This window comes from Streptomyces sp. NPDC000345, from assembly GCF_042898825.1.
Classification (GTDB): domain Bacteria; phylum Actinomycetota; class Actinomycetes; order Streptomycetales; family Streptomycetaceae; genus Streptomyces.
Window position 1 is genome coordinate 561,939 of record NZ_JBIAZE010000001.1, and the last position, 16,644, is coordinate 578,582.

General features: G+C 72.1%; 19 protein-coding genes. 7 read left to right on the plus strand and 12 right to left on the minus strand.

Annotated elements, in window-relative coordinates; genetic code table 11:
* Positions 1-145 precede the first annotated feature (145 nt).
* The 3 genes from ACFY30_RS02640 to ACFY30_RS02650 all read right to left on the minus strand — a co-directional run bounded on the left by ACFY30_RS02640 (position 146) and on the right by ACFY30_RS02650 (position 1,563).
* Complete coding sequence (locus tag ACFY30_RS02640) at positions 146-409, minus strand: TM2 domain-containing protein (protein WP_390843353.1); 264 nt, start codon at positions 407-409, stop codon at positions 146-148.
* Positions 410-692: 283 nt separating this feature from the next.
* Positions 693-1,115, minus strand: a complete 423-nt coding sequence (locus tag ACFY30_RS02645) for a DUF2752 domain-containing protein (RefSeq protein ID WP_390843354.1) — start codon at positions 1,113-1,115, stop codon at positions 693-695.
* The gene (locus ACFY30_RS02650; RefSeq protein WP_390843355.1) at positions 1,087-1,563 is read right to left on the minus strand and encodes a TM2 domain-containing protein; all 477 of its coding nucleotides are present in this window, start codon (positions 1,561-1,563) and stop codon (positions 1,087-1,089) included. The genes ACFY30_RS02645 and ACFY30_RS02650 overlap by 29 nt, the downstream gene beginning before the upstream one ends.
* A gap of 177 nt (positions 1,564-1,740) precedes the next feature.
* Between ACFY30_RS02650 and ACFY30_RS02655 the strand changes: the two genes are divergently transcribed.
* From ACFY30_RS02655 to ACFY30_RS02670, 4 genes are all read left to right on the plus strand, one after another.
* Entirely contained in the window at positions 1,741-2,151 is a 411-nt protein-coding gene (locus ACFY30_RS02655) for a VOC family protein (RefSeq protein ID WP_390843356.1), read from the plus strand.
* 92 nt (positions 2,152-2,243) lie between these two features.
* Positions 2,244-2,648, plus strand: coding sequence for a hypothetical protein (locus ACFY30_RS02660; protein WP_390843357.1), 405 nt, complete (start codon positions 2,244-2,246; stop codon positions 2,646-2,648).
* Positions 2,649-2,653: 5 nt separating this feature from the next.
* Positions 2,654-3,163, plus strand: coding sequence for a thiol-disulfide oxidoreductase DCC family protein (locus tag ACFY30_RS02665; RefSeq protein WP_390843682.1), 510 nt, complete (start codon positions 2,654-2,656; stop codon positions 3,161-3,163).
* Between the two features lie 11 nt (positions 3,164-3,174).
* Positions 3,175-3,957 carry a TetR family transcriptional regulator gene (locus tag ACFY30_RS02670; RefSeq protein ID WP_390843358.1) on the plus strand — a complete coding sequence of 261 codons (783 nt, stop codon included), beginning with the start codon at positions 3,175-3,177 and terminating at the stop codon, positions 3,955-3,957.
* Positions 3,958-3,966: 9 nt separating this feature from the next.
* Here ACFY30_RS02670 and ACFY30_RS02675 read toward each other — a convergent pair whose 3' ends face one another.
* Positions 3,967-6,375, minus strand: coding sequence for an MMPL family transporter (locus tag ACFY30_RS02675; RefSeq protein WP_390843683.1), 2,409 nt, complete (start codon positions 6,373-6,375; stop codon positions 3,967-3,969).
* 164 nt (positions 6,376-6,539) lie between these two features.
* Between ACFY30_RS02675 and ACFY30_RS02680 the strand changes: the two genes are divergently transcribed.
* Both ACFY30_RS02680 and ACFY30_RS02685 read left to right on the plus strand, forming a co-directional pair.
* Positions 6,540-7,229 carry a response regulator transcription factor gene (locus ACFY30_RS02680; protein ID WP_390843359.1) on the plus strand — a complete coding sequence of 230 codons (690 nt, stop codon included), beginning with the start codon at positions 6,540-6,542 and terminating at the stop codon, positions 7,227-7,229.
* The gene (locus ACFY30_RS02685; RefSeq protein WP_390843360.1) at positions 7,226-8,674 is read left to right on the plus strand and encodes a sensor histidine kinase; all 1,449 of its coding nucleotides are present in this window, start codon (positions 7,226-7,228) and stop codon (positions 8,672-8,674) included. The genes ACFY30_RS02680 and ACFY30_RS02685 overlap by 4 nt, the downstream gene beginning before the upstream one ends.
* 10 nt (positions 8,675-8,684) lie before the next feature.
* Here the strand turns inward: ACFY30_RS02685 and ACFY30_RS02690 are convergent, their stop codons facing one another.
* The 4 genes from ACFY30_RS02690 to ACFY30_RS02705 form a co-directional block, all read right to left on the minus strand.
* On the minus strand, positions 8,685-9,086 hold the full coding sequence (locus ACFY30_RS02690) for an ATP-binding protein (protein ID WP_390843361.1): 402 nt from the start codon (positions 9,084-9,086) through the stop codon (positions 8,685-8,687).
* A 148-nt stretch (positions 9,087-9,234) separates the two neighbouring features.
* Positions 9,235-10,788 (minus strand): ABC transporter substrate-binding protein, encoded by a 1,554-nt coding sequence (locus ACFY30_RS02695; protein WP_390843362.1) that lies wholly within the window; start codon positions 10,786-10,788, stop codon positions 9,235-9,237.
* Between the two features lie 189 nt (positions 10,789-10,977).
* Positions 10,978-12,234 carry a metallophosphoesterase gene (locus ACFY30_RS02700; RefSeq protein WP_390843363.1) on the minus strand — a complete coding sequence of 419 codons (1,257 nt, stop codon included), beginning with the start codon at positions 12,232-12,234 and terminating at the stop codon, positions 10,978-10,980.
* 3 nt (positions 12,235-12,237) lie between these two features.
* Positions 12,238-12,477 (minus strand): SCO4848 family membrane protein, encoded by a 240-nt coding sequence (locus ACFY30_RS02705; protein WP_390843364.1) that lies wholly within the window; start codon positions 12,475-12,477, stop codon positions 12,238-12,240.
* A gap of 91 nt (positions 12,478-12,568) precedes the next feature.
* Here ACFY30_RS02705 and ACFY30_RS02710 point away from each other — a divergent pair, with 91 nt between their 5' ends.
* Positions 12,569-13,882 carry a D-alanyl-D-alanine carboxypeptidase family protein gene (locus tag ACFY30_RS02710; RefSeq protein WP_390843365.1) on the plus strand — a complete coding sequence of 438 codons (1,314 nt, stop codon included), beginning with the start codon at positions 12,569-12,571 and terminating at the stop codon, positions 13,880-13,882.
* Here ACFY30_RS02710 and ACFY30_RS02715 read toward each other — a convergent pair.
* From ACFY30_RS02715 to ACFY30_RS02730, 4 genes are read right to left on the minus strand one after another with little or no spacing between them, the layout of a single operon-like run.
* Complete coding sequence (locus ACFY30_RS02715) at positions 13,836-14,753, minus strand: YihY/virulence factor BrkB family protein (protein WP_390843366.1); 918 nt, start codon at positions 14,751-14,753, stop codon at positions 13,836-13,838. The genes ACFY30_RS02710 and ACFY30_RS02715 overlap by 47 nt on opposite strands.
* Positions 14,754-14,768: 15 nt before the next feature.
* Positions 14,769-15,179 (minus strand): GtrA family protein, encoded by a 411-nt coding sequence (locus tag ACFY30_RS02720; protein WP_390843367.1) that lies wholly within the window; start codon positions 15,177-15,179, stop codon positions 14,769-14,771.
* The gene (locus ACFY30_RS02725; RefSeq protein ID WP_390843368.1) at positions 15,173-16,126 is read right to left on the minus strand and encodes a decaprenyl-phosphate phosphoribosyltransferase; all 954 of its coding nucleotides are present in this window, start codon (positions 16,124-16,126) and stop codon (positions 15,173-15,175) included. The genes ACFY30_RS02720 and ACFY30_RS02725 overlap by 7 nt, the downstream gene beginning before the upstream one ends.
* The gene (locus ACFY30_RS02730) at positions 16,119-16,628 is read right to left on the minus strand and encodes a phosphatase PAP2 family protein (RefSeq protein ID WP_390843369.1); all 510 of its coding nucleotides are present in this window, start codon (positions 16,626-16,628) and stop codon (positions 16,119-16,121) included. The genes ACFY30_RS02725 and ACFY30_RS02730 overlap by 8 nt, the downstream gene beginning before the upstream one ends.
* Positions 16,629-16,644 lie beyond the last annotated feature (16 nt).

Below are 16,644 nucleotides of genomic sequence, written 5' to 3' on the forward strand. Positions count from 1 at the left end.
AAGCTGCACGAAATCTTCAAATCCTCGTCAGCCTAGGGCAGTTCGATCTCGGGTACCGCGTTTCCCGGGTGAAGTTACGCATGAGTACGGCGAGGGCCCCGCTCCTCGAGAGGAGGGGGCCCTCGCCGTTGGCGGTGCTCCGGGCTCAGCCGCGCAGGATGCGGCCCTGGCTGTCGGTGCGGTCGTTGCTCGTGAGGAACAGGATGCCGTCGATCAGGGCCCAGAAGCCGAGGCCGCCGCAGGTGAGCAGCTGGGCGATGCCCACGCCGACGGAGCCGACGTAGAAGCGTCCGATGCCGAGGGTGCCCAGGAACAGCTGGAGGATACCGGCGACGATCTTGGACTTGTCGGAGTACGGGCGACCCAGCGGGTCGACGCCGTAGGGGGCCTCGGGGGTGGGGACGGTCATGAGAACTGCTCCTGGGATGACTACGAATGACCGGAGCCGGCTTGCTCCGGACGGGGAGTCCAGGAGGGATACGACGAGATGTTCACCTACGCCGACCGTCGTCGACGACCACGCCCGTGCCTGGTGCTGACCACGCGCGGACGTCCCCCCTGTGTCACGTGAGCCTAGAGAGATCGATGGCGCAAAAGGGAGTAGCTGTGACCGATCGTTCCTGTTCCGTGATCAAAATCCGCCAACTTCGCGATCGCTCACGACGCCGGAGAGGCGAAGTGTGACCTGCCGCCTAGAAGGCGTTGCGGACCACCGTCCAGGCCACGGCGACACCGAGGACGACGGCCACTCCCCGGCCGCCGAGGCGCGGGTGCCAGCTGCGGCCGTGCAGGCCCTCCCGGATCCAGCGGGCCAGGAGTGCGAGGGCGAAGGGGGAGGCGAGCAGCAGGACGCGGTTGTCCAGCCAGGCCTGGGCGAAGTGACCGTGCATCAGGTCGTAGGCCATGCGCGTGCCGCCGCAGGCGGGGCAGAGCAGACCGGTGACGAGGCGGAACGGGCACTGCGGGAGCACATGGCCGGGCTGGTGGGGGTTGGTGCCGTAGAGATAGGCGGAGCCCGCCGCGCCGGCGGCGAGCACCGCGAGGGGTGCCGCAGCCGGGTGTCGCAGCGCGGACGGGCGCTCCGCTTCAGCCACGCAGGACCCGCCCGTCGGCATCGGTCTTGTCGTTGCTCGTCAGGATCATGATCCCGTCGACCAGGGCCCAGATGCCGAGGCCGCCGCAGGTGAAGAGCTGGGCGAGGCCGATGCCGACGTGGCCCATGTAGAACCGGCCGACGCCGAGGCTGCCCAGGGCGAGCTGGAGGACACCCGCGACGATCTTCGACTTGTCGGAGTAGGGACGCCCGTAGGGGTCGTAGCCGTAGGGCGCGTGGGGGTCGCCGGTGAAGGTGCCCGGCGGCACGTAACCGGGGGCGGCGTAACCACCCTGCGGGTAGCCCTGCTGGTAGCCCGGCTGGGGCTGGCCCTGCTGCGGGTATCCGTAGGGGCCGGCCTGGCCGCCGGGCTGACCGGCGTACGGGCCGGGGCCGCCGGCGCCGGGGTAGCCGTACCCGGGCTGGGGCGGCTGCTGGGGCTGCTGCGGGTGCTGCGGCTGTTCGGACAAGGCGAGTTCTCCCCGTAGTCGTATGAGCGGATGATCTGCATGCAAAGTGGGTGCACGTCATCTTGCAGCAGAAAACCGGCCCCGGAGAAGCCGGGGTGGGCTCGGCCCGCTCGTCCGGCGCGCCTTCCTCCACCGGCAATCACCGGTTCACGCGGGACCGCCGCCTATTCTGACGGTATGTCAGATGACGAGTCCTACGAACTGCTCGGGTTCGACAACGTCCTGCTTCCCGTCGGCGACCTCGGCGAGGCCGTGCGGTTCTACGAGGGGGCCGGTTTCACGGTGGCGTTCCGGTTCGACGAGGGCGGGGTCGCGCAGCTGAAGGTGGGGGGCGAGACACCGGGGATCCTGCTGCGGCAGGAGGAGGCACTGGGGCACCGGCCGCCCCCGTGGGCCTCGCCCCGGCTGTGGCTGGAGGTGCCGGACGCGCGCGTGGCGGCCCGGCGGCTGGCCGACGCCGGGATCGCGCCGCTCGACCCGCCGTTCTCCGTGGCGACGGGATGGACCGTCGAGGTCGCCGACCCCTGGGGAAACGTCATCGGGTTCACCGACTACACCAAACGGCCGGAGCTCGCGCGCAGGACGTGACGCAGGTCCCACACCCCCCGTCTTGAACGTGTTCAAAACTGAGCTACAGTCATCCCTGTCAGCGTTTTGAACGCGTTCAACAAGGGGGACGCATGGACCGCACGGTCATCGCCTACGTCATCTACCTGGTCGTCAGCATCGGTCTGACCGTCTGGGTAGCCCGGACCCTCAGCCGCAACGGACGGGTCTTCCTCGCCGACGTGCTGCAGGGCAACGAGAAGCTCGCGGACGCCGTCAACCACCTCCTGGTGGTCGGCTTCTACCTCGTCAACCTCGGCTTCGTCGCCCTCTACCTGAGCGGCGACGACACCATCGAGGACACCCGCGGCATCTTCGAGGCCCTGTCGACCAAGCTCGGGGTGGTGCTGCTGGTGCTCGGGGTGATGCACCTGGGCAACGTGTACGTGCTCAACCGGATCCGGCGGCGCGGGGTCATGGAGCGGGAGCAGGTCCCGCCGGTCCCCCCGCAGGGCTGGGCACCCTCGGCCGGGGCGTGAGCACGATGGCAGCCGCACAGGCCGCCGACGGCCGGGACGCCACCCGCGTCCCGGTCCGCCGGCTCACCGTCCTCTACGACGCCGACTGCGCCCTGTGCACCTTCGTGCGCGACTGGCTGGGCCGCCAGCGGCAGCTCGTCCCGCTGGAACTCGTCGCGGCCGGATCCGCCGAGGCCGCCGCCCGCTTCCCCGGGCTCGACCACCGCGCCACCCTCGAGGAGATCACCGTCGTCGGCGACGGCGGCCAGGTCTACCGGGGCGCCGCCGCATGGATCGTCACCCTGTGGGCGCTGCGCGAGCACCGGCCCCTGGCGCACCGGCTGAGCACGCCCGCCGGGGCACGGCTCGCCAAGGGCGCGGTCCTGGCCGCCGCCCGGTGGCGCGGGGCGCAGAAGCGGGACACCGGCTGGGGCGGGGGCGCGTACTACTCGGCCGACGGGTGGTCCTTCGACCCGCGTCACGGGTGGACGTACACCCCGCCCTCCTGTGCCGACGGCTCCTGCTCCACTGACTAGGCTCTCTCTCCGTGTCCGCCAACAACGAGCCCGCCGACGGCGAAGGCCGCGCCGAGCCCACTCCCGCTCCCCCGGCCGAGCCGCACGCGTCGTCGCCCACGTCGAAGTCCGAGCAGACCCGCGCGCTGATCCTGGAGACGGCGATGCGGCTGTTCCAGGAGCGCGGCTACGACAAGACGACGATGCGGGCCATCGCCCAGGAGGCCGGGGTCTCCGTCGGCAACGCCTACTACTACTTCGCCGGCAAGGAGTGGCTGATCCAGGGCTTCTACGACCGCCTCGCGGCGGAGCACCGCGAGGCGGTCCGCGGCATCCTGGCGCGGGAGACCAGCCTGGAGGCCCGGATGGCGGGCGTGCTGCGGGCCTGGCTGGACGTGGCCACTCCGTACCACGAGTTCGCGGTGCAGTTCTTCAAGAACGCCGCCGACCCCGACAGCCCGCTCAGCCCCTTCTCGGCGGAGTCGGAGCACGCGCGCGTGGAGGCGATCGCCGTCCACAAGGAGGTGCTCGCGGGCTCGAAGGCGAAGGTGCCGGAGGAACTGCGCGAGGTGCTGCCCGAGCTGATGTGGCTCTCCCAGATGGGCCTCGTCATGTACTGGATCTACGACCGTACGGAGGGCAGGGAGCGCAGCTACCGGCTCGCCGACCGCGGCGCACGCCTCACCGCGCGCGGTGTGGCACTGGCCCGGTTCCGGGTGCTGCGCCCCCTCGTGATGGAGATCCACGACCTGTTCACGGACTTCCTGCCCGGCATGACCAACGCCCTGCCGGACCCGAAGAAGAAGGACAGGTGACCCCGGGCGTCAGGTGACCTCGGTCGCCTCCGGGACGTCCGTCAGCTCCACGTCGTACACCAGCGGCTCCTCCGTGACGGTGATCCGCCGCGCCCGGGTGGGGTACGACGGTGCCGTCGTCGCCAGCAGATACGTCCCCGGCGCCGGGACCGAGAGGATGTACGAGCCGTCGGCGAGAGAGGTGACGGTGTCCAGAGGGCGTCCGCCCGTGGACCTCAGGGTGAGCGCGGCGCCCTCGACGGGGTCGCCGGCCGTGTCCCGTACGAAGCCGTGGAGGACCGTGGCGGGACCCTCGCCGTGCGTGGTGCCCGCTGCCCCCTCCTCCTTCGGCTCCACCGCGAGATGGGGCAGCCGCTTCTCCAGCCCGGCCGGCAGCCACCAGTTGGCGGCGCCGAGGAGGTGCATCGCGGCCGGGACCAGCGCCGTCCGCAGGATGAACGCGTCCAGTGCGACCGCCGCCGCGAGACCCACGCCCGCCATCGCCGCGCCGGAGTCGCCGCTGAGGACGAACGCGAGGAACACGCAGACCATGATGAGGGCGGCGGAGTTGATCACCCGGCTGGTCTCGGCCAGCCCCACCCGCACCGCGCGCGCGTTGTCCTTGGTGTGCACCCACTCCTCGTGCATCCGGCTGACCAGGAACACCTGGTAGTCCATCGACAGCCCGAAGAGCAGGGACAGCATGATGACCGGCAGGAAGGCGTTGATCGGGCCCTCCTTGCCGAGGCCGAGCAGGTCCAGGCCCCAGCCCCACTGGAAGACGGCGACGAGGACGCCGAAGGAGGCGGCGGCGGCGATCAGGTTCATCACGGCGGCCGTCAGCGGCACCACCAGGGAGCGGAAGGCGATCAGCAGGAGCAGGAAGCCCAGACCGATGATCGTCGCGATGAAGAGGGGCAGGCGGTCGCCGGTGACCGTGGCGAAGTCCTTGGAGACCGCGGTGACCCCGCCGACGTGCGCCTCGGCACCGGCCCGCGGGATGACGTCGTCGCGCAGACGGTCGATGAGGGTGTCGGTCTCCTCGGACTGCGGCGAGGTGGTGGGCACCACCTGGATGACGGTGACGCCCCGCGCGGGCGGCAGCGCGGCCACCCGGGCGACTCCGGAAGTGTCCTCGATGCCCTTCACCAGGGCAGTGGTGTCGGTGCCGTCCACGACCACCTGGAGCGGACCGTTGAAGCCCGGTCCGAAGCCCTCCGCGAGCAGGTCGTAGGCCTTGCGGGTGGTGGTGGAGGCGTCGTCGTTGCCCTGGTCGGTGGCGCCCAGGCGCAGCGACAGCACGGGCAGCGCGAGGACGGCCATGACGACCAGCGCGAGCGCGGCGACCGTACGGGGCCGGCGCTGCACGCCCGCCGACCAGCGCGCCGCGGGCCCGCTCGCCTGCTCCACCTCGGGCCCCTGCGCGGCGAGCCGCCTGCGCTGCCTGCGGCTCAGGACGCGCGGACCGAGGAAGCCGAGCAGGGCGGGCAGCAGGGTGGTGGCCGCGAGGACGCTCAGGACGACCGTCAGCGAGGTGCCGATGACGACCCCGTCCAGGAAGCGCAGGTTCGTCACCAGCATGCCCGCGAGGGCGATGCAGACCGTGCCGCCCGCGAACAGCACCGCCCGGCCCGAGGTGTTGAGGGCGATGACCGCGGACTCCTCCGGGTCGGTGCCGCGCAGGAGGCCCTTGCGGTGCCGGGTGACGATGAACAGGGCGTAGTCGATGCCGACACCCAGGCCGATCAGGGACGACAGGAGCGGAGCCAGGTCGGGGATGTCGGTGACATGGCTCAGCAGCTGCGTCGAGAACAGGCCGGTGCCGACCCCGAAGACCGCCACGGCGAGCGGCAGCAGCATCGCGAAGAGCGAGCCGAAGGCCAGGAACAGCACGATCGCGGCCGCCACCAGACCGACCATCTCGGCCAGGCCGGTGGGCGGTTCCTGCACCCGCTGGATCGCCTGGCCGCCCAGCTCGACCTCCAGGCCGTCCCGTTCGGCGTCCCGCGCGGTGTCGACGACGTCCTGGACGAGTTCCTTGGGTACGGCGTTCGCCTGGTCGGCGAAGGTGATCTGCGCGTACGCGATCCTGCCGTCGGCGCTGATCTGCGCCGCGCCCCCGGCCGCGTAGGGGCCGGTGACCCCGCCGACGCCCTTCATCCCCGCCATCTCGTCGAGCGCGGGCTGGATCCGGGACCGTACGTCCTGGTCGCGGACCGTGCCCTCGTCGACCTTCCAGACGACCGTGTCGGTGTCGCCCGCGCGCGCGGGAAACGCCTTCTCCATCAGGTCGTACGCCTTCTTGGAGTCCGTGTCGGGGAGGGAGAAGACGTTCGCGTAGTCCGTTCCCGCCGTCGAGGCCGAGAACCCCAGGCCGAACAGCGCCCCCACCCACAGCAACAGGACCACCAGTCTGTGCCGGTAGCACCAGCGTGCCAATGCCGCCACGATCACAACTCCTCACCACGGTCGACGGGTCCCCCAGGTCCTGGCACCAGGATCACCGGCGGCACGCACGCGGGGACACCAACCGGCCATGACTCTCAAGGAACTCCAAAGCGGGAACCGGCCCGGTCGTCGGCGGGGCCACCGATACTGGGGGCATGTCGACGGCTCCGGGCACCGTGCTGGTCGTCGAGGACGAGCCGAGCATCGCGGACGTCCTCGCCATCGCGCTGCGCTACCACCGCTTCGAGGTCATGACCGCGGCCACGGTCCGCGAGGCCCTCGCCCTCGCCGGGCGCACCCGGCCCGACGTGGCGCTGCTGGACGTCATGCTCCCGGACGGGGACGGACGGGCGCTGGGGCGGGAACTGCGGGCGCAACGGCCCGATCTGGCCCTGGTGTTCCTCACCGCGCGGGACGCGCCGGCCGAGATCGTCGGGGCGCTCGGCTTCGGCGACGACTACATCACCAAACCGTTCGACATCGACGTGGTCGTCGCCCGGATCACGGCCGTCCTGCGGCGTACCCGCCCGGCGGACGTCCTGCCGCAGCGCCCGCCGCTGCGCTACGGCGACCTGGAACTGGACGAGACGACCTACAGCGTGCACCGCGCGGGCCGCTCGGTCGAGCTGACCCCCACCGAGTACGCGCTGCTGCGGTTCCTGGTGCGCAACGGCGGCCGGATCGTGTCCAAGGAGCAACTCCTGCGCCATGTCTGGCAGTACGAGCACACACCCCCGGAGTCGACGGTCGTCGAGACCTACATCAGTTATCTGCGGCGCAAGCTGGACGCCCTGGGACCGCCGGTGATCACCACCCGGCGGGGCGTGGGATACGGGCTGGCATGAGGTTCCCGCGCCGTGGCCGGGGGCTGCGCTCCCTGCGGGTGAAACTGACGCTGGCGAACGTCGCGCTGCTCGCCGTCGGCGTCGTCGCGGCGACCGCGGTCAGCCTGATGGGGATGCGGCACTACCTGCTCGGCCAGATCGACACCGATCTGACCAAGATGCGCGACTCGCTGGGCAGTTCGCGGCTCACCCTGCGCCAGATCGACTCGCTGAGCGTGCTCGGCGTGGTCCGCGACCGGATCCTGCCCGACGGCTCGGACGACCGGCCGACCCCGGACTCGATCTTCACCGCCGTCGACGCCCGGGGCACGGCCCTCACCCTCTTCGACGTCGCGCCCACCGACGCCCAGCGCGCCCTCGCGGACGCCGTGGCCGACCCGCGCGCCCTGGCCGCCGGGTCCGAGCCGCGCGACGTCAGCGTGCACGGCGCCGCGTACCGGGTGACCGCGACCCGGCTCGCCGACGGCCCCTACATCCTGCTGGCCACCTCCACCGAGGCCCTGCACCAGGGCGTCGCCAAGGCCCTCCGGCTGGATCTCGCCGTCGGCACGCTGCTGCTGATGCTGCTCGCGTGCCTGACGCTGTTCAGCGTGCGGCGGCGGATGCGGCCGCTGGAGGACATGGTGGAGACCTCGTCGGCGATAGCGGAGGGCGACCTGACCCGGCGGGTGCCCTCCAGCCGGGAGACCACGCTCGAGGTCGAACAGCTGCGGCTGGCCCTGAACTCCATGCTGCACCAGGTGGAGACGGCGTACCGCACGCGCGAGCGCAGCGCGGCCCAGCTGCGCCGGTTCGTCGCCGACGCCTCGCACGAGCTGCGCACCCCGCTGTCCGCGATCCGCGGCTATCTCCAGCTGTACGACCAGGGGATGCTGCGCGAGCCGGAGGAGCGCCGGCGGGCCTGGGACCGGATGAACGGCGAGGTGGACCGGATGGGCCGGCTCGTCGACGAGCTGCTCACCCTGGCCCGCCTCGACCAGCGGCCCGAACTGCGCCTGCGCAACGTGGACGTGAGCCGGCTGGTGCGGGACGCCGCCGAGGACCTGCGGGCGCAGCAGCCCGGGCGGCCCGTCACGGTCGACGCGGACGGGGCGCTGCTGGTGCGGGCCGACGAGTCGGGGCTGCGGCAGGTGCTGGGCAACCTGGTGGCCAACGTGCGCACGCACACGCCCGCCGACGTGCCGGTGCGGCTCGGGGCGGAGCGCGCGGACGGGGTGGTTCGGCTGTCGGTGCGGGACGAGGGGCCGGGGCTGGAGGCGGAGGACGCGGCGCGGGTCTTCGACCGCTTCTTCCGGGCGGGCGGCGGCGCGGGCAGCGGTCTGGGGCTGGCGATCGTGCAGGGTGTGGTGCGGGCGCACGGCGGCGAGGTGAGCGTACGGACGGCGCCGGGCGAGGGGCTGGGGGTGACGGTGGAACTGCCGGCGCGGCCGGCGGTGTGCGGCTGACGGGCCGCGGTCAGGCGGTCGCCACGACCAGCGCCCAGACCGTCCTGCCGTGGCGGCCCCTGCTCCACACGCCCCAGGCGGTGGCGAGGTGTTCCACGAGGTGCAGCCCGCGGCCGTGTTCGTCCCACTCGCCGACCACCCGCAGCCGGGGTACCCGCCGGTCCTCGTCGGAGACCTCGATGAGGCAGGAGCCGTCCGCGAGCGCGGTGACCGCCACCTCGAACTCGCGCTCCAGCAGGGGCCCGTGGCGTACGACGTTGGTGGCCAGCTCGGACACCACGAGGAGCGCGTCGGCCAGCGCCCGGCCGTCCGGGGCGTGCCCCCAGTCCGCCAGATGGTCCCGCACCCGGTGCCGGGCCAGGCCGACGGACGCCGGATGCCGGGGCAGCCGGAAGGAGTTGCGTCTCAGCACGTCTGCTCCTCACCCCGTGCACACCTGCGTCACATGGTGCCGCGTGGGGTGACTGCCCGGTGTCACGGGGGCGCATGCCCCCGGCGCGTCGGATCCGCCCCGCCGGACCGGCCCGTGGGGTCTGCGCACGGGCCGGACGGACGGGGGATCAGATCCAGTCCAGCGCCCACAGCCGGAACACGCCGTTGCCGTCCGCCAGGTACTGGCCGCCGCCGACGTCCGCGCTGGTGACGACGTACTCCTTGCGCTGCCACAGCGGGATCACCGGCACGTCGTCGGCGATGACCTGCTGGAGGTTCTTGAAGTCGTCGGCGACCTGGCCGCGGTCGGCGTACTGCCGGCTGTCGGTGATGTACCGGTCGACGGTCTTGTTGCTGTAGCCGGTGTTCATGGTGGAGTCGGTGGCGACGAGCGGGCCCGCGTAGGTGTCCGGGTCGGGGTAGTCGGCGACCCAGCCGACGGCGTACGCGTCGAGCTTGCCGCTCGCCCAGCGCTTCTGGAAGTCGGTCCACTCGTACCCCTTGACGTTCACCTTGAACAGTCCGCCGGCCTCCAGCTGCCGCTTGAGTTCCTTGGCCTCGGCCGCCGCGGCACCGCTGCCCAGGCCGTATCCGTAGGTGAACGTCACCGGGATGCCGGCGCCGGCCTCCTGAAGGAGCTTGCGGGCCTTCTCGGAGTTCTGGTCCGGGTAGGTGTCGAAGAAGGAGGTCGTGTGGCCGGTGAGGCCGGCCGGGATCAGCGAGTACAGCGGCTCGACGGTGCCGTCGTACACGGTCGCGGCGAGCTGCTCGCGGTCGATCAGCCAGGCCATCGCCTTGCGGACGTCCGTGGAGTGCAGCGGCGAGGAGGCGCGGGTGTTGAAGTACAGGTTGCGGGTCTCGGAGCTGTCGGCCTCGCTGACGCGCTGGTCCGGGTCGCTGGCGTTGAGGGCGGCGAGGACCGCGGGCGGCAGCTGGCGGGTGGCCGCGTCGACGTCCCCGGCCTTCCACGCCTTCTCCAGCGCGTCCGGGTCGGGGTAGTAGCGCAGTGCGATCGGCGAGCCGGTCTTCACCGCCCCCTGGTAACGGGAGTTGGGCTCCAGGTCGGCCTGCCTGCCCTTCCGGTACGCCGTCAGTGTGTACGGTCCGGTGCCGTCGACGGAGGTGCCGGTGCGCAGGCCGTCCGCCGGATAGCGGGTGTGGTCGACGATCGAACCGGCGCCGGTGGCCACCTTGAACGGGAAGGTGGCGTCCGGCGAGGTCAGATGGAAGGTGACCTTCAGGCCGTCGGCGTCCACCGACTTCAGCGTGGACAGCAGTGAGGCCGGGCCGACGTCGGAGTCGATCTTCCTGACCCGGTCGAAGGAGTACTTCACGTCCTCGGCGGTCATCTTCCGGCCGCTGGGGAACGTGAGGTCGTCGCGCAGCTCGCAGCCGTACGTCGTCAGGCCGCCCTTCGCGAAGGAGCAGCTCCTGGCCGCGTCCGGCACGGGCGAGACCCCACCCGGCTCGTACGTCAGGAGCGACTGGAAGACGTTGCTGAACAACGCCCAGGAACCGGCGTCGTAGGCGCCCGCCGGATCGAGTGACGTGATGGTGTCCGTGGTCCCCACCGTGACGGTGGCGCCGCTGTCGTCCTTCGACGGCAGTAACTGCCGGCCGCCCACCCCGACCACCGCGAGAACCAGCACTGTCACGAGGATCCGCATGCGAATCGATCGCATGGTGATGTCCTGCCCTCCCCAGGCCACGAAAAGGCCCAGTACTACACAGAAAGCCACCCCCCTTGGTGGCGGGCTCACCTAATCACACGTTTTTCGGCGCGGGGAAGAGAATTCCGACGAGATGAGAAAGAACTTACCGACGCGTGTTTCGGGCGGGTTTCACAGCGTCCTCACAGGCCCGGGGAGGGGTCAGGCCCGCTTCGACGCCAGCTCGATCACCGTGATGTCCGAGGGCGCCCCCACGCGCGTGGGCGGGCCCCAGGCACCGGCGCCCCGGGAGACGTAGAGCTGGGTGTCGCCGTAGCGCTCGAGACCGGCCAGGGTGGGGTTCGCGGCCTCGGCGATCAGGCTGCCGGGCCAGAGCTGGCCGCCGTGGGTGTGGCCGGAGAGCTGGAGGTCGACACCGTGGCGCACGGCGTCGTGGATCTGGACGGGCTGGTGGGCGAGGAGCACGCACGCGCGCGTGGTGTCCCGGCCGCCGAGCGCCCGGTCGAAGTCGGGGCCCTGGCCCTCGCTCTCGCCCGCGATGTCGTTGACGCCGGCCAGGTCGAACCACGGGAGTTCGGTGCGGGCGTTCTCCAGGGGGTCGAGGCCGAGCCGGCGCACCTCCTCGACCCACTGTGCGGCGCCGGAGAAGTACTCGTGGTTGCCGGTCACGAAGAAGCCGCCGTGCCGGGCCCGGAGCCGGGACAGCGGTGCCGCGGCCGGGCCGAGGTCCTTCACGCTGCCGTCGACCAGGTCGCCGACGACCGCGATCAGGTCGGGCTGGGTCGCGTTGACGGTGTCGACGACCTTCTGCGCGAAGCCCCGGCCGAGGACGGGCCCGAGGTGGATGTCGCTGACGACGGCGATCCGGTAGCCGTGGGCGGCGCGCGGGAGCTTGGCCAGCGGGACGGTCACCCGCTTGACGCGCGGGCCGCGCAGCACTCCGTACGTTCCCTGTCCCACGGTTCCCACGGCGACGGCGGCGGCCGCGCCGCCGACCACCCGGGAGACGAAGAGACGGCGGGAGGGGGCGGCCTTTTCGGCCACGTCCGCGGCGGGCTCCGGCGGGTCCTGGGCGGGCGGCGCCCCGGCCGGGACCCGTTCCGGCGCGGGCTCCGCGACGGGTGTCCGCGCCTGCGCCCGGCGCGCGCGTCGCTCCAGGTACCGCCGCAGCAGCGGCCGTACGGCTTCGCCCGCGACGACTCCGAGCAGCAGGTAGACCGACAGCGCGAGCCACAGGAAGCCCGGCCAGGCCAGGGTGCGCTGGAGCCAGAAGGGGGCGCCCGCGCGTTCCGCGACGAGGGCGCCGATCGCCAGGGCCCAGCCGCCCGCGATCAGCACGGCGCCGCCGCGGCGCGCCCGGCCGGGGCCGCGGGTGGTGTCGCGGAACAGACGGCGCCACAGGTACCAGTTGGCGCCGACCAGCACCGCCAGGGCGAGCAGGACGAAGACGATCACCATCGGCTATGACGTCCGGCGCAGTGCGCGCAGACCGCGCAACCCGATGACCCCGATGACCGTCCCCAATACGAAGGAGACGACGGCGAGCGTCAGGTGGACCCAGAAGTACACCGTGGGGTCGCCGTCGTCGAACGCGAGCCCGCTGCTGTCCTTGACCAGGTTTTTGACGAAAGTGACCCAGATGATCCAGCTCCACACCCCGAAGGCGAGCAGGAACCAGGAGAGGGGGCGGCTGAGCTTCATGTGTTCAGTATCGCCGTCGGGTGTCCGGTTCTCTGACCGGGGTGGGGAGGGCGGTGGGACTTCCCGCCGCCTGCCCGGTACGTTCTCCGTCGTGCCCGCACCCATGAAGCAGACCGTCAGGCGATCCCTGCTGGTCACCGCAGCGTCCCTCACGTCCCTCGCGCTGACCGCCCCCGTCTCCACGGCGGCGCCCAAGCCGTCGCCCTCCACGAGCACGTCCCCGTCGGCCACTCCCCCGGCGACCATGTCCACCGTCGGCGGCGCCCGTCTCGGGCAGGCCGGTACGCAGGTGGCGCTCGCGGGGGACGCGCCGGTGGTGCCGAAGGACCTCACCGCGCGGTCGTGGATCGTGGCGGACGCCGAGTCGGGCGAGGTGCTGGCCGCGCACAACGCGCACTGGCGGCTGCCCCCGGCGAGCACGATGAAGATGCTGTTCGCCGACACCGTGCTCCCGAAGTTCCCGAAGACCACCGCGCACAAGGTGGTGCCCGAGGACCTGGAGGGCATCGGGTCGGGCTCCAGTCTGGTCGGGATAAAGGAGAACGAGACGTACACGGTCCACGACCTGTGGCTCGGTGTCTTCCTGCGCTCCGGCAACGACGCCGTGCACGTGCTGTCGTCGATGAACGGCGGTGTCGCCGACACGGTCAGGGAGATGAACCAGCACGCCGGGGAACTGCAGGCGCTCGACACGCACGTCGTCTCCCCGGACGGCTACGACGCGCCCGGCCAGGTCTCCTCCGCGTACGACCTGACGCTGATCGCGCGCTCGGGGCTGCAGAAGAAGGACTTCCGGGAGTACTGCTCGACGGTCACGGCCAAGTTCCCCGGCGAGACGAAGAAGAACAAGAAGGGCAAGACGGTCCGCCAGTCCTTCGAGATCCAGAACACCAACCGGCTGCTGGCCGGGGACTACGACATCTCGCAGTACCCGGGCATCGCGGGGGTCAAGAACGGCAACACCACCAACGCGGGCGCCACCTTCACGGGCGTCGCCGAGCGGGGCGGGCGGGTGCTGCTGGTCACCGTGATGAACCCGGAGAAGAGCGACCACAACGAGGTCTACAAGGAGACCGCCAAGCTGTTCGACTGGGGCTTCGCGGCGGCCGGGAAGGTGACCCCGGTGGGCGAGCTGGTCGCGCCGCAGGGCACCGCCCCCAGCGCTCAGCCGAGCGGCCGGGCCAGCGCGCAGCCGGGCGCGAACCCCTCCTCCGGGGAGTCCGCGAAGGCCGGGCAGGGCGGCACCTCCGGGCAGCCGGTCGCCGGCGCCGTCGCCGACGACGGCGCGCGCGGCATGTGGACGGCGCTGGCGATCGCCGGCGGGGTGCTGGTGCTGCTGGCCGCCGGGGCGTTCCTGGTCAACCGCCGATGGCCGCTGCCGGATCTGGTACGCCGTCGCCGCTGACGTCGTCGTGCGAACGGCGCTCGGGGGCGCTGCCCGTCGCCGTCCACGCCGCGCAGTACAGGATCAGCTTCGAGGTGAAGTTGATCCACAGCAGCAGGGCGATGGGCACGCCGAACGCGCCGTACATGCTCTTGCCGGCCACGCCCTGCATGTAGCCGCTCAGAAGCAGCTTCAGCAGTTCGAAGCCGACCGCGCCGATCAGCGCGGCGACGAAGAGCCGGTGGCGGGTCGGCTCTACGCCGGGCAGCAGGGTCAGGACGTACAGCAGGAGCAGGAAGTCGGCGAGGACCGCGATGGCGGAGGCGGCGAGGTGCAGCAGGACGCTGCCCCAGCCCTGCTTGTCGATGCCGAGGGTGTCGGTGATCCGGCCGACCAGGGCCGAGGCGACGGTGGACAGGGCGAGGGTGGCGAGGACCGCGCCGCCGAGACCGACCAGGATGCCCGCGTCCTTGGCCTTGTTCAGGACCGGGTTCTCCTCCTTGTCGGGCAGCTCCCACACGGCGCGCAGACAGTCCCGCATCTGGCCGACCCAGCCGATGCCGGTGAACAGCAGCACGGCTCCGGCGATCAGGCCGACGGTGCCGGCGTTCTGGACCAGCCCTTCGATGTCGAGCTGGTCGGAGATGCCGGGGACCTGATCGGCGATCTTGTCCTGGACGTTGCGCTGCTGGGACTCGCTGAGGGTGGCCGCCGTGATCGCGGCGGCCAGGGTGAGCAGCGGGAACAGCGCGACGAAGCTGATGAACGTCATCGCGGCCGCCAGCCGCGTCCACTTGACCCGGTCCAGGCGCTCGTACGACCGCCAGGCGTGGGTGGCCATGAGGCGGGCGACCCACGGCCCGACACCGGGAAGCTTCTTCAGCCAGTCCATGATCCGAACTCTGCCCTATTCGCGGGAAACGACGCGGAAGACCAGAGTGCGAGTACCCCAGAACCGCAGGACAGTCGCCAGTGCCATGCCGATGACGGCTCCGGAGAGGGTGTCCGCGCGCTGCGAGGTGAGCCCGAGGCCGTAGTGGCTGACGGTGAGACAGAGGAGCTGGACGAGGGCGCCGGCGACGTTCACCGCGAAGAACACGGCGTACGGCCGCGGGCCCCGCACGCGCGCGTGGCGGTAGGTGCCGAGCGCGTTGCCGAGGTAGGCGACCGTGCAGCCCGCGAGGAAGGACAGCGTCTTCGCGGTGAGGGGGTCGAGGCCGGCCGGGCCGCGCAGCCAGGTGAACAGGGCGAGGTCGGCGGCGTAGGCGAGGAGGCCGGCGGCGGCGAAGCCCAGGAGTTCGCGCCGTTCGCCTACCAATGGGCCACCGCCAGCCCGTACATGGCGAGCCAGGCCAGGCCGATCAGGGCGAGGGCGCGGTCGCCGAGGACCACCTCCTCGGGTTCGCCGGCGGTGCCCCGGTCGGCGAAGACGGCGTAGCGCAGGACGGCCAGGATGAACGCGACCACCGAGAGCTGGCGCCAGGGCAGCAGGCCGGTGTGCGGGACACCGCCCTCCTCCAGGGCCCACAGGCAGTAGCCGAGGACGGCGACACCCGCCGCGAGCTGCCAGACGAACCGGAGGTAGCCGGTGGTGTACTCGGTGAGCAACGCCCTTGTGGCGCCCGCCTTTCCGGCCATCTGGACGGCCTCGGAGTAGCGCTTGGCCGAGACCATGAACAGCGCGCCGAAGCCGGTGGTGATCAGGAACCAGCGGGAGAGGGGGATGCCGAGCGCGAGCCCGCCGGCCGTCGCCCGCATCAGGAAGCCGGTCGTGACGACGACGAGGTCGACGACGAGGACGTGCTTCAGGCTGACGCAGTAAGCCAGTTGCATGCCGAGGTAGCCGGCGAGGAGGACGGCGACGGCCGGGTTCGCCAGCCAGGCCGCGAGGGCCGGCCCGAGGACCCCGAGGGCGCCTCCGACGGCGTACGCGACGGGCACGGGGACCACGCCGGCCGCGACCGGGCGGTGCCGCTTGGTGGGGTGGGCGCGGTCGGCCTCGGCGTCCCGGGCGTCGTTGACCAGATAGACGGCGGCGGCGCAGGCGGTGAACAGGGCGAAGACCAGGGCGAGTCGGGGCAGCGCGCCCGGGGAGAAGAGCCGGCCGGCCGCGGCGGGGGCGGCGACGACGAGCACGTTCTTGACCCACTGCTTGGGGCGGGCGGTCCGCAGCAGGCCGCCGAGGAGGCCGCCGGTGCGGGGGCTCGGCGGCTGGGGCGACCGGCGACGGTGGGTGCGCTGCCGGTGGAGGACTGCCTCAGCCACGGCGCCCCTCTCGCATCCAGCGCGCTCCCAGCCGGGCCGTGAGCGCCCCCAGGGCCGCGCCCGCCGCCACGTCGGAGGGGTAGTGGACGCCGACGACGAGACGGGAGAGGCACATCGCGGCGGCGAGCGGCGGGACGGCGTGGGCCCCGAGGGCGCCGAAGGCGACGGCGGCGGCCGCCGCGGAGGTCGCGTGCGAGCTGGGGAAGGAGTGCCGGCCGAGAGTGCGCACCAGGGGCTCGACATGGGCGGGGCGCGGGCGGCGCACGACCCGTTTCACGCCCATGCTGGCGAGGTGCGCGCCCGCGGTGAGGGCGGTGGCCCGCAGCCAGGCGCCGCGCCGCGGGCCGTCCACGGCGGCTCCCACGAGGCCGGCCGCGAGCCACAGCGCGCCGTGCTCGCCCGCCCGGGACAGGGCGCGCGCGGCACCGGCGACGCGCGGATCCGCGCCCCGGGCGCGCAGCGCGGTGAGGATCCGGTGGTCCATGTCGTCGAGGTGGTCCATGTGGCTCACTGTTCAC

Bases quoted from the DNA above. Each gene is read 5' to 3' on its own strand.
- ACFY30_RS02640 (WP_390843353.1), bottom strand. From the start codon at position 409: ATGACCGTCCCCACCCCCGAGGCCCCCTACGGCGTCGACCCGCTGGGT.
- ACFY30_RS02645 (WP_390843354.1), bottom strand. From the start codon at position 1,115: ATGCCGACGGGCGGGTCCTGCGTGGCTGAAGCGGAGCGCCCGTCCGCG.
- ACFY30_RS02655 (WP_390843356.1), top strand. From the start codon at position 1,741: ATGTCAGATGACGAGTCCTACGAACTGCTCGGGTTCGACAACGTCCTG.
- ACFY30_RS02660 (WP_390843357.1), top strand. From the start codon at position 2,244: ATGGACCGCACGGTCATCGCCTACGTCATCTACCTGGTCGTCAGCATC.
- ACFY30_RS02665 (WP_390843682.1), top strand. From the start codon at position 2,654: ATGGCAGCCGCACAGGCCGCCGACGGCCGGGACGCCACCCGCGTCCCG.
- ACFY30_RS02680 (WP_390843359.1), top strand. From the start codon at position 6,540: ATGTCGACGGCTCCGGGCACCGTGCTGGTCGTCGAGGACGAGCCGAGC.
- ACFY30_RS02685 (WP_390843360.1), top strand. From the start codon at position 7,226: ATGAGGTTCCCGCGCCGTGGCCGGGGGCTGCGCTCCCTGCGGGTGAAA.
- ACFY30_RS02695 (WP_390843362.1), bottom strand. From the start codon at position 10,788: ATGCGATCGATTCGCATGCGGATCCTCGTGACAGTGCTGGTTCTCGCG.
- ACFY30_RS02700 (WP_390843363.1), bottom strand. From the start codon at position 12,234: ATGGTGATCGTCTTCGTCCTGCTCGCCCTGGCGGTGCTGGTCGGCGCC.
- ACFY30_RS02705 (WP_390843364.1), bottom strand. From the start codon at position 12,477: ATGAAGCTCAGCCGCCCCCTCTCCTGGTTCCTGCTCGCCTTCGGGGTG.
- ACFY30_RS02715 (WP_390843366.1), bottom strand. From the start codon at position 14,753: ATGGACTGGCTGAAGAAGCTTCCCGGTGTCGGGCCGTGGGTCGCCCGC.
- ACFY30_RS02730 (WP_390843369.1), bottom strand. From the start codon at position 16,628: ATGGACCACCTCGACGACATGGACCACCGGATCCTCACCGCGCTGCGC.